This is a genomic window from Paenibacillus marinisediminis, from assembly GCF_054343325.1.
Genome location: NZ_JBTGUH010000003.1, coordinates 407,748 through 419,047, shown reverse-complemented (window position 1 = coordinate 419,047; position 11,300 = coordinate 407,748). Strand labels below are relative to the sequence as shown.

8 protein-coding genes, 4 tRNA genes and 1 pseudogene are annotated in these 11,300 nt (G+C 46.0%); all 13 read right to left on the bottom strand.

The features are described from left to right. Positions 1 to 110 precede the first annotated feature (110 nt). A pseudogene (locus ACXX53_RS11235) lies at positions 111 to 265 on the bottom strand (IS1595 family transposase); the annotation flags it as partial. A 205-nt stretch (positions 266 to 470) separates the two neighbouring features. Continuing rightward, positions 471 to 543 (bottom strand) — tRNA-Val (locus ACXX53_RS11230). Positions 544 to 608: 65 nt separating this feature from the next. Beyond that, a complete protein-coding gene (ung, locus tag ACXX53_RS11225; protein WP_458568728.1) occupies positions 609 to 1,289 on the bottom strand; it encodes a uracil-DNA glycosylase in 681 nt (226 codons plus the stop codon). Between the two features lie 161 nt (positions 1,290 to 1,450). Continuing rightward, positions 1,451 to 1,539 (bottom strand) — tRNA-Leu (locus ACXX53_RS11220). 35 nt (positions 1,540 to 1,574) lie between these two features. Next, positions 1,575 to 1,651: transfer RNA gene (locus ACXX53_RS11215), tRNA-Ile, on the bottom strand. A gap of 23 nt (positions 1,652 to 1,674) precedes the next feature. After that, positions 1,675 to 1,751 (bottom strand) — tRNA-Met (locus ACXX53_RS11210). A 343-nt stretch (positions 1,752 to 2,094) separates the two neighbouring features. Next, positions 2,095 to 2,262 (bottom strand): hypothetical protein, encoded by a 168-nt coding sequence (locus ACXX53_RS11205; protein ID WP_458568727.1) that lies wholly within the window; start codon positions 2,260 to 2,262, stop codon positions 2,095 to 2,097. Between the two features lie 155 nt (positions 2,263 to 2,417). Then, positions 2,418 to 3,902: an ABC transporter substrate-binding protein gene (locus ACXX53_RS11200; RefSeq protein WP_458568726.1), complete on the bottom strand. Its 1,485-nt coding sequence runs from the start codon at positions 3,900 to 3,902 to the stop codon at positions 2,418 to 2,420. A 4-nt stretch (positions 3,903 to 3,906) separates the two neighbouring features. After that, positions 3,907 to 4,794 carry an ABC transporter ATP-binding protein gene (locus ACXX53_RS11195; RefSeq protein WP_458568725.1) on the bottom strand — a complete coding sequence of 296 codons (888 nt, stop codon included), beginning with the start codon at positions 4,792 to 4,794 and terminating at the stop codon, positions 3,907 to 3,909. Positions 4,795 to 4,797: 3 nt separating this feature from the next. After that, positions 4,798 to 7,656 carry an FtsX-like permease family protein gene (locus ACXX53_RS11190; protein WP_458568724.1) on the bottom strand — a complete coding sequence of 953 codons (2,859 nt, stop codon included), beginning with the start codon at positions 7,654 to 7,656 and terminating at the stop codon, positions 4,798 to 4,800. Further along, positions 7,656 to 8,750, bottom strand: a complete 1,095-nt coding sequence (locus ACXX53_RS11185; RefSeq protein WP_458568723.1) for an efflux RND transporter periplasmic adaptor subunit — start codon at positions 8,748 to 8,750, stop codon at positions 7,656 to 7,658. The genes ACXX53_RS11190 and ACXX53_RS11185 overlap by 1 nt, the downstream gene beginning before the upstream one ends. Next, positions 8,713 to 9,561 carry an ABC transporter ATP-binding protein gene (locus ACXX53_RS11180; RefSeq protein ID WP_458568722.1) on the bottom strand — a complete coding sequence of 283 codons (849 nt, stop codon included), beginning with the start codon at positions 9,559 to 9,561 and terminating at the stop codon, positions 8,713 to 8,715. Before ACXX53_RS11180 ends, ACXX53_RS11185 begins: the two co-directional genes overlap by 38 nt. A gap of 232 nt (positions 9,562 to 9,793) precedes the next feature. Beyond that, complete coding sequence (locus tag ACXX53_RS11175) at positions 9,794 to 11,188, bottom strand: ABC transporter substrate-binding protein (RefSeq protein WP_458568721.1); 1,395 nt, start codon at positions 11,186 to 11,188, stop codon at positions 9,794 to 9,796. Between the last annotated feature and the right edge of the window lie 112 nt (positions 11,189 to 11,300).

The window sequence follows — 11,300 nt, the reverse complement described above, 5'->3', positions numbered from 1 at the left end:
TTTGAATTCGCTCTTCCTCTTTCAGTCTCTTTCCCATACCGAATCATCTCCCTTATCTACAGTTTAAAACACTGTATAGGAAGACTCCAGTTTAATTAGGGGGCCTAAGAGTTTATCCACTTTTTTAATTTGCTGTGTACAGCATTATTGTGTTGAATATGGTAAATTCCTTCTTTATGTATCCTATTTGTATACGTTTATGTTCCAATGAACAATCTTTGGAATACTGAACATAACTCTTATGACTATCAGTACAAAAGATAGAGTAACATACGCCTGTATATAGTTAACCATATTATTTTATAAGTCCATCAAAAAGGAGCTCCCCACAAGTCATGAAAAATGACAAGCAGATGAGCTCCAACCCATTGATCATTGGGCAACCGTTATGTGATAACTTAGAGTAGACAAATAAAAAAGGAACTTCCCTTGCGTAGAATAATCTACTCCGGAACAGTTCCTTCTCGTAATGATCTGTAGTGGGCTCGAACCACTGACCCCTACCCTGTCAAGATAGTGCTCTCCCAGCTGAGCTAACAGATCACATGATTAGTGATATCTAAGAATATATCATAGGCATAATCATGTGTCAATGCTCATGTGAGCAGCTACAGCGTTATCGGCAGCTGCCAATCAATCGGCTGCTCTCCCCATTTCTCCAGCTCTGCATTGATCTTAGAAAACGGCTTACTGCCGAAGAAACCGCGATGCGCTGATAACGGGCTTGGATGCGGTGCCTGTACGATGGCATGACGCCCCTTATCGATCATCTTCGCCTTTGCTTGCGCATGGCCCCCCCACAGCACAAACACGATAGGCTGTTCTCGCTCATTCAGCAGCTCGATAACTCGGTCCGTAAATTGCTCCCATCCGAATCCCTTATGTGAATTCGCCTGACCCTCACGAACTGTCAGTACCGTGTTGAGCATCATCACACCTTGATTCGCCCATGAAGCTAGATAGCCGTGATTCGGCATCTTCGTACCGACATCCTCCGCACTTTCCTTCAGCATGTTCAAAAGTGATGGCGGGATGCGTAACCCAGGAAGAACAGAGAAGCTGAGACCGTGCGCTTGATTCGGGCCATGGTAGGGATCTTGTCCAACGATGACAACTTTCGTATTGGCATAAGAAGTTAATTGGAACGCCGTGAATATTTGATCGAACGGAGGATAGACGGTGTGCTGTTCGTACTCTTGCTTGAGCTGTCCCCACATTTGCATGAAATAAGGCTTTCGCATCTCATCCCGCAATTTATCAGACCAATCATTTTCCACATTCCAACTCATCACAGCACGCTCCTCTACTAAGTTGAAGCTGGGCGCATTTCCGCCAGCAAGTTCGTATTCATATATATCCAGGAATTAAAAAAACCCTTTCGCAGTGTGCGAAAGGAGTTTCATTACATTTCATATCTTATGTAGCAATTCACAGTGTCTTAAGTAATAAGTGGTGCCGAGGACCGGGCTCGAACCGGTACGGTAGTCACCTACCGCAGGATTTTAAGTCCTGTGCGTCTGCCAATTCCGCCACCCCGGCACAATAATCTCTGAAACTATGAAAAAAGCATGAAATGGTGGGCCCTGAGGGACTCGAACCCCCGACCAATCGGTTATGAGCCGACCGCTCTAACCAACTGAGCTAAGGGCCCTCGCTATAGGGTCGTATAATAATTGGTTGCGGGGGCAGGATTTGAACCTACGACCTTCGGGTTATGAGCCCGACGAGCTACCGAACTGCTCCACCCCGCGTCATTCTCGCTCGACTTCGTTCATCGGCGACAAGTAATACTATACAACATTTGCACACGATCAGTCAAGAACTTTGCGAAAATAATTTCAAAACATATTTCTCTCCCGCAAAATCCCCCCTCAGCACCACACTACGGCAGGCTTCTGCAGCTTGTTCAGCCCCAAATTAATAATAAACTATCTTACCCCGTTATCTCATTAAACAAGTTTACTCTCAGATCTGCAACGGGGTAAAACAGCAGGGTCGTACGGTTTGCACACATATGGCACCAATATTGCATTCGTCAATTATAACGCCCGCATCACTATCATACATGAAAGAGACTGCACCCAATATGGATAATTAGTCACGCAAGAAACGAACTCCGTACTTCCCTTTCTTCGAACGAAATACTTCGATTTCCTGAGGCGTGCCGTAGCCATACAGCCACGCATCATGCTCTAGCCGCTGCTGCAGTACTTTTGCCTGAAACTTGGAGTCATAGAGCTTCCCCCAATAAATCCAATACATCACTCATCCACCTTGCCTTATCATAGAATCACCTTTGTAATCTGTAATTTGCCCAGATCTGCAAATATCAACCGCATAGATTAGAAAATCTATGACGGAATAAAGGGGCTGCCCCTAGTCATCTGCATGACTTCAGGACAACCCCTTCAGCTGAATTAACCTACAGGTTTATTATAAACTCCGTCTTGTACCCCATTCTGATTGGCCTTAATCTGTTTCAAAGCCTCGTTACCCTGCTTCTCCCACTCAGCCAATGCATCCTTCACTGATTTCGTTCCATTGATTACTTCCTGGAACTGTTGACGGCCGATATCTTGTACCTGCCAGTAGTTTCCGTACATCATTTCATCTTGCTTCAGATTAGCTGACGTAAGCGGCTTAACATTATAAAATGCTTGAATGTTGTAATTTGATCCTTCTTTTGGCTTAATGTACGATTTACGCGAAACCATCTCGTAGCTGCTGCGGGAACGGACCTTAGCCCACTCTGGGCTATGAATATATTTGATGAAATCCCAAGCATCATCAGCATTCGGAGCGTTGTTGTTGATCGCAAATATGTTGTTCAGCTGAACACTCGATGACACGCCTGGATTCTCAGCGTGGGTTGGTACCGTTACAACATCATATTCGAATGGAGTAAAGTTCTTGATCTTGCTGGCATTGCGCATCGCATTATATACTTCATTGTTCAAGTAGTTGAAGTCAGTCATTACCATTGCAACTTTACCAGAGAGAAACATGTCGTAATCGAATGGACCTGGTTCTTTATTACCCATATCCATCATCATACCATTATTTTGAGTTGGGACGATCTGATCCGTTCCCAGCTTCGCAACAGTGGTCCATACTTTCTCCCATTGCGGAGTGTTAACGGTCATCTTCTCTGCATTATCATCAAACATGCGCAAATTCAACGGTTTTACATAGTTATTAATGACTGACCAGAATAGGTCGCTGCCTTGATAACGTTCGAAGGCAAAGCCGTACTTGCGATCCGCACCTTCACCTTTAGACACGTTGCGAGCAAGCGTAAAGATGTCATCCCAGCTCATACCATCTGTTGGAAACGGAACTCCCGCGTCCTGAAACAGCTTCTTATTATAGAGCAATGCGCTTGAATAGAATGTAGGTGTCAGACCGTACAGATTGTTGTCACCCATCGCTTTTAAGCCATCGAATACAGCTGGCACGAAATCGCTCGTATCTATTTTCTCAGCTTGCATCTTCGTATCCAATTGCATCAACAGCCCTTCACGAGCTAATTGTTGGAAATGACCTGTATCCGTCACGATGATATCGACTGGATTATCGCCAGTCAACAGCTTCTTCACTGCTTCCATACGATCAGGTTCCTTCATCGCGCCTTCTGAATTCATGTTGTCATACTGCATCTGGCTGTAATCAATCGCAGGCACGATATCAATTCGAACATTCTGATGCGTCATCTCATATATATCTGTAAATTGCTGACGGAAGTAAGAATCATCATAGCCTCCGTACATAATACCAATTCGGAGAACGCGCTCTTTGTTCTCCTTACTCTCATTATTATTGCTGCAAGCAACGAGCATAGGAAAGATTAATGTTAAGACCAATGTAGCACTAAGAAGCTTGCGGACCCACATTTGTTTCTTCATCTGGTTACCCCTCCAACTTATTAGGTGTTCGTATAATGATTTGATCGCCATTGAATTCCATTGAGGCTTTGTCTTTAATGTCTAACGCCTCAAGGAACTCTCTCGGAACTTGCAGACGGCCTGCGCGATCTACAACAACATAGGCCTCGTGAACTTCCTGCAAGCCTTTCTGCGAATTCGAGAAACCTTCGTTCCCCTCAGCGTTCAAGCTAGGATTGCGCTTAATGAACTCTGTACTCGTCAAGCCGTCTCGAATCGCTACAACCCGGTCCACCTTGCTGGCAAGCGAGATATCATGGGTTACGATAACGATCGTTACTCCCAGTTCGCGATTCATCGTCCTGAATATTTCCATGATGCGATCTGAAGTTTGCGTATCTACAGATCCTGTAGGTTCGTCGGCCAGCAGAATACGCGGGCGATTAGCGAGCGAGATCGCCAATGCTACACGCTGCTGTTCACCGCCAGACAGCTCAGCCAACTTGTTATTGAGACGGTGGCTTAGTCCAACCCACTCCAGCAATTGCTTCGCATATGCGCGATCCACCTTGCCGGACAACATCATCGGAACTTCAACATTTTCAAGCGCAGACAGATACGGGAGAAGATTGCGCGCGTTGTTCTGCCATATGAAGCCTACTGTATCACGCTTGTATTTCACCAGCTGATCATCAGTAATCTTCAGCAGGTCCCATTCTCCAACCTTCACAGTCCCGGCGGATGGACGATCCAATCCGCCAAGAATGTTCATAAATGTGGATTTCCCGCTGCCGCTGTTGCCAATAATGGCAATCATCTCGCCTTGATTGACGGTTAGATTCAAGCCTTGGAGCGCGACTACCTCGAGATCATTCGACTTGAATATTTTGACTAGTCCTTCACAATAGATCATTGCTTAACGCTCCTCTCCCATCTTCACAGCCTGATGCACACGCAGACGACGGATATGAATGAAGAGCATTGAAGCTCCCAACAGCATCATCACACCGACTACAATATAAAGCTGCGTCGTATCTTTCGCTTCGAAGACGATGCGGAACGGCGGTACCTGCATTTTTGCATTTTCCGTAGCCTGCAGGAACGGCAGGAACAGACGGCTCGTGACTTTACCGATGATGATGCCTAGCCCAATCGATAAGCCTGCTGTGAATACTTGCTCCAGCAGCAGCATGCCAGTCAACTGCTTGCGAGACAGTCCCATCGCGCGCAGTATGCCGAATTGAACGACACGGCCAGACAGATTGAAGAACCAATACAGCAAGTAGCCGATTAACGAAACTATGATCGAGATCAAGAAGCCCATACTCAATATTCCAAATACACCGCCTCTTGTCGGGTGCTTGCTCTGTGCTGCGAGCTCAGTTCGAACATCCTTAACCGACGCAATCTCGATGCCTTTTTTCTGCAGCTCCTCAATAGCTGGGGCAAGCTTCGCTCCATCCTCCATCTTAATCCATACTTCATAAGGTGTGATCGGAACCTGATCATAGATATAGTCTATATTCGTGATGAAGAACGGCATTTGCTCTGGATATTGGCTAGGCCAATAAGGCAGAATCGCCACAACCACGAAATCAAGCATTTGATCCTGAATCGAGATGCTGATTACATCATTTTGCTTCAGCTGATATTGCTCTGCGACATTTGACGGAATGATTACCGCTTGTTCCGTATATTTACCCAGCACATTCAGATATTCAAATGGATGCGCAGGGAACAAATCATTACGGAACCAGGCAACCTTAGCAAAGCCATCATTCTCGATAGCCATCAGCTTGCCCTGCCCTATTGAACGGCCGGACACAACGACATTAACCTTAGTCTGTAACACACGTGTAGCTGCTTCCACACCTGGAAGCTGTTTGAAAATCTCAAACGGCGGTTCATTGTAGACGATGTTCTTAATCTGCGGCGGTCTACCGCCGCCACCTCCACCGCCTCCTCCGCCACCTCCGCCTCCAGTTGGAGGTTTTTGGTTCGGATCCGCTTCGGCAGTCGACTCCCATACAGTCTGAATAATAACATCTGTACCATATTCATAGAGTGTACGCTCGGTTGAATTCAGATCGATCGTTCTTGCCGCTGAAGAATTATACACACCGAGACCCAACGTAAGAATCAGTAGGATCATCAGCGGGTAATAGGACTTAGCGGATCGAGACAGCTGAACAAGAGTAAGATACAACGGAGTTGGCAAGTACTTGCCGCCTATCCATTGGAACAACTTGAGCAGCCATGGGAAGATACGCAGGAAGAACAACCCTGCCGCGAATATCGCCAACGCTGGTACGAAGAACAAGAACGGCTGAATTTGCAGCTGGTCTGAACTCATTCCTGTTTGGAAGGACAGCATCTGCTGTTGATTGGATAAATAATATCCGTATCCAGCGATTCCAAGCAGCACGATATCCAGATACCATCGCTGCCAAGCTGGCTTTCTATCTTTGCGAGCCATCTTCTGCCTTAGACCAACGATAGAGGATCGTGCAAACATGACTGCAGGTATGACACTAGACATCAACGCAATCAATACAGCTGCGACACCAAACAATATCGCATCCGTCGAGAAGCCGACTGGAATCGACTTGCGATTGACGAACTCCAGAAATCCATCTGCCGATCCAATCGACTTGGCCATCATCCAGCCTATTAATGGCGCCAGCAGCAAGGCAATACCGCCTAAGATGAGACCCTCGATTAGATACATTAGACTGATCTGCTTAGTGCTCGCGCCGCGGCTGCGCAGTACTGAGATATCGCTCTGCTGCTTCTCCAACGCTTGATTCGCATTCATGGCAATGAAGTAGAACACCATAGCTATCATTGGCGCTGCAAGTGTGAACAGCATCATCTGCAGCTGTACGCTCTGGCTTCGGAACTCGTCTAGCAGCTTCTCGAATGAAAGCTCAACGTTTGTTCCTTTCAGCTTCTGGTATAGATCAATTTCTAAACGATCCAACGTGCTGTTAAGCGATGTCAGTTGACTCGTCTTGATCTCGCGCAGGTCGAATGCATAGTACCAGCTGGATGAGAGCAATGGAACCTGAAGGTCCTTCAGCACGGTTTGATTGAAAGTGTTCTCCGTGACATACATCGTGTTCATCATCGTTTCAAATCCTTGGTACCAATAAGGATCCGTATCCTGATTCGCTTGGAACGTTCCAACAATCTTGACACGCAATGTCGCGTTAGAACCCCCATAAGTCGGATAATCGAGTTCATCTCCAACGTGAAGATCATTGCGGTACATCGCTTCTTCCAACATAACCACTTCAATAACACCATCTGTAGCACCGTCTTTGAAAGCTCGACCGTTCGTCCATTCGATCTTGTCTTCCAAGCCGGACATACTGGCGATAGACATCGTGCGCACACGGCTCGCATCAACCTTGGATGGATCTACTGGGATGACTTCGGTCGCGCGAATTGACCGGGTATTCGCAAATACAGGTGCAGGGAAGCCTATCTTCTCCTTCACGTCTTCGCGTATGTATGTATCGACATCTTCTAGACCTTTGAGGTCTGTTTTGTTGCCGCCAGCTGCTTGATACTTCATCAATAAAGAGCCCGCCGGAAGACCCTCGCTGTTCTCTTGCAGCGACTTCGCTACAACGCGTTTAAGCGCGCCATCAGCATACATCGGAATGCTCACTGTAAAGGATACAGCGACAATGAGTCCGATTAATGTGCTTAAGGTGAGCCAGCGGGTATTCCACATCTTACGGAACAGGAATCGAATCAGTGGGATACCCATTATCTACCCACTACTTTCTGTCCAGGCTCAAGCCCCTTTAGAATCTCGACATGTGTTGAAGTCTGTTGTCCTACTTCAACATCGACTTCCCGTTTGCCATTCTCGTCAACAACCTGAACATAAGTGCGGGAACCAATCGTTCGAAGTGCTGACATTGGAATCAAAGTGACGTCTTTTCTGCGTTGCACAATGATTTTGCCGCTGAGCGGAGTGCCGCGTTGCAAGCCGGAAGGCATCTTCTCTACTTGTATTACTACATAATTCTCTAATCGTTCCTGTTGAACATTTCCACCAGAACCGCCATTGTTGTTTGGCACGGTTGCAGGCAAAGATTTAACCTTGCCTTTCAATGGAGTGTCCACGTTGTTAACTCTAACTTCCGCTTCCATACCAAGAGAAATCTTCTTCTGATCATCCTTGGACATATCGGCCGCAACAGTTAAGCGCGATGTATCGGCAACAATAGCTACTGTCTCATATTCCTTCGTCATTTGACCCTTCTGCATGGACAGCGACATGATAGTGCCGTCAAATGGAGCCGTTAGTGTGCCTTTCGCGATATCCTCTTCCAGATCAGTGATCGCTTGCCGTTTTTCTTCAAACGCGATTTGAGCCTCTTCAAATTGAACAGGATCCATCTCATCTTTCTGACGGAGTGTTTCCTTCATCTGAACTTCATCTTGTCGGAGCTGCAATCGTTTATTGCGTAAATCCTTCTCCATGTCTTCGAGATCCAGCACTGCAATAACTTGACCTGCTTTTACCGAATCCCCATTACTTACTAAAACTTCTTTGATTCGCTTATTACCCAGTGTAAAGTATAATGGCTCTTCTTGCTCAGACATGAGCTTACCGCCGAAAGAAACGGCTGTCTCTAACGTATCCTTTACTACATCGAGCTCAGGCTTCTTCGATATCGTCGGTGGCGTGATCTCTGGCAGCACCTCTTCTACATCTTCATCCGGAAGCAGTGAACATCCTGCAGTGAATAGAAGTGCGCTGCACATAATCGCAAGCATCGCTTTGCGCCATGGTCGTTTCAAAGTAGTTAGATGATTAGGAGACGAATCTTCCGTCGACCATTTCATAGACATGATCTGCTACCTCCAAAATTGTGGGATCGTGAGTGGCCATGCATATTGATATATTTTCTGTGCGAATAATATGTTGAAATACACCCATGACCTGTGCCACCGTTTGGGTATCCAAATTCGCAGTTGGTTCATCTGCCAGCAGAAGAAGCGGTTTATGAGCTACTGCTTTCGCAATCGCGACACGCTGCTGCTCTCCTCCCGACATCTCAAAAGGCCGATGGTTCATTCGCTTGCCAAGTCCAACGAGATCTAAGCAATGGCGGACGCGCTTATCCCATAGATGACGCGGTATCTTGGCCATTCTGAGCGAAAGCTCCACATTTTCATAGGCAGACAACATCGGCATCAGCGCATAGGCCTGAAATATAAATCCAATATCAGACCGCCGAGTTATGGTTCGCTTATCATCATTCCATTCTGACAGCGTTTCTCCACGAAACCTTATCTCCCCTTGTGTCGGCAGATCAAGCCCGCCCAACATGTTAAGAAGCGTCGTTTTGCCCGAACCTGACCGTCCTCGCAAGATGACGAGTTGACCGGAACGAACTTCCATATCAATCCCTTTGAGAACATGCAAAGTATTGCCGCCTACTTCAAATTCTCGGGTGACACTTTGCACTTCTAACAGTGGCTTCTCCGGGTCATATTCGTCCCGAACCGGCCAGTCGTGCTGTACATTAGCAGGATTAGATTGTGTTATGTATGGCGCATCTTCTTCTGTTTCAACTGTTGGACGTTGCTCTTCTGCCGATTGAACTGGGCTTTCGTCTGCAGCCTTGGGCTGTTTCCTAAAGCGAAGTTTTTTTAACAATACTGGTGCCCCCTTCAACCTCTGACAAGTTCCTCCTAAATACTTCTTCAGTATAAACGAATCAACTGTTTGAAAAGTTACAGTGTTTGTTACGTTTTGGCTTGCTTTTACATATTTTCATAATTTATGGCCTAATATCTCTAATAACAGCTGAAAAAGGCAGCCCTTTCGGCTGCCCTTTGAATCATCATTTTCTCATATTCAACTTAATGATTGCTACGTTAATATGTCCCTAACTCCCTATCGCATTAGCCTGATCTAACACCTGCTGCAGCTGGTTCTGCAGCATCGGGATCACCTCAGGAATCAGCTTTCCCGCAATCAAATCATCCAGCGCCTGATTCATCAATTCGTACATCTCTTTATAAGTCGGATAAGAAATTTGATATTTATCGAGAGTTTGAGCTAATGAGTTGACTGTCTTAGGTTTCAACATTGTTAACACTTTAGCATAATCCTCGTTCATTTCGTTTAAGTATGTAATGCGTGTCGGCAACTGACCATTTATCATCTTCGTTGAGGTCTTCGCCATTTCAGGACTGTGAATGAACTTCATTAGCTCCCACGCCGCAGCTTTATGTTCTGATGCTTGATTAATGGAAAATACAGTTTCCGTCGTAATATAAGCCGATTCATGAGGATAGCTAGGATCAACAGGCATCGTAACCACTCCCCAATTGAACGGTACCGAGCCCTTATTCAATAAGCTTGCATTTTCCAACGTATTGATCATTCGAGAATCTTCTATTAACATAGCTGCTTTACCCTGCATAAAATCGGAGTCATAAACGGAATCTTTGCCACTGTCGCCACTCTTATGCTCAGTAAATCGTATTGCCCCGCTGCTAACGGCACTTGCTGTCATCTGAAATAAATCGCGCCATGATTGCGTATTGACCAGCGCATTCTCACCGCGCGCATCGATCAACTGTAGATTAGAGCCTTGAATTATCGAAGACATCAGCTCGCTTCGGTCATTATAAGGATTGGCAATTCCATATAGCTGACCCTCTTCTGACTCTATATATACGAATCGTTCTCCAAGCTGCAGCAGCTCTTTCCAGCTCATCTGATTAGTTGGAAGCTCAATCCCATATTTGTGAAATAAATCGGCATTATAGAACAGCACTTTCGTGTTATAGGCTGGAGCAAGCGCATATAATCCTCCACCACCTTGTTCACGCAGCATATCGATTAGGCCAGGCAGCATGTCATCGAGATTATACCTTTCCTGCTTCATAATGGCGTCCATATCATACAGCCTGCCCAGTTCCGCTAGCCTCTTCATCGTCATTAGATCTGTCATCATAATGTCCGGCTGTTCTTGATCGATAAATTCAAGGACACGCCCTTCTTCGCTATCTTCTCCTGCAGGATCAACCAAATCTCCGCCGTCCATGAGCAACGGATCCGTCTCGATCACTTCAATCTCAATCTCAGGATGCTCCATTGCAAAATACCCGCCATACTCCAGATAAAACTGATCTTTATCAGGATACATGACACGAAGCTTACTTGATTCTTGATCAGATGAAGGCTCCGATAGCGGATTTCCAACCGTACAACCGCTTAACATTATGACGGAAGTACATGCAGCCAACCATTTCAGCCATAGTCGTTTTTTCATACCATAAACCCCATTTCTCCCTTATGTTATCACATGGTGCAATGAGGGTCACGAGATCATTTAACAAAAAACAGCCCATCTCATTTTAACGAGATGAGCTGTTGCTATGAAA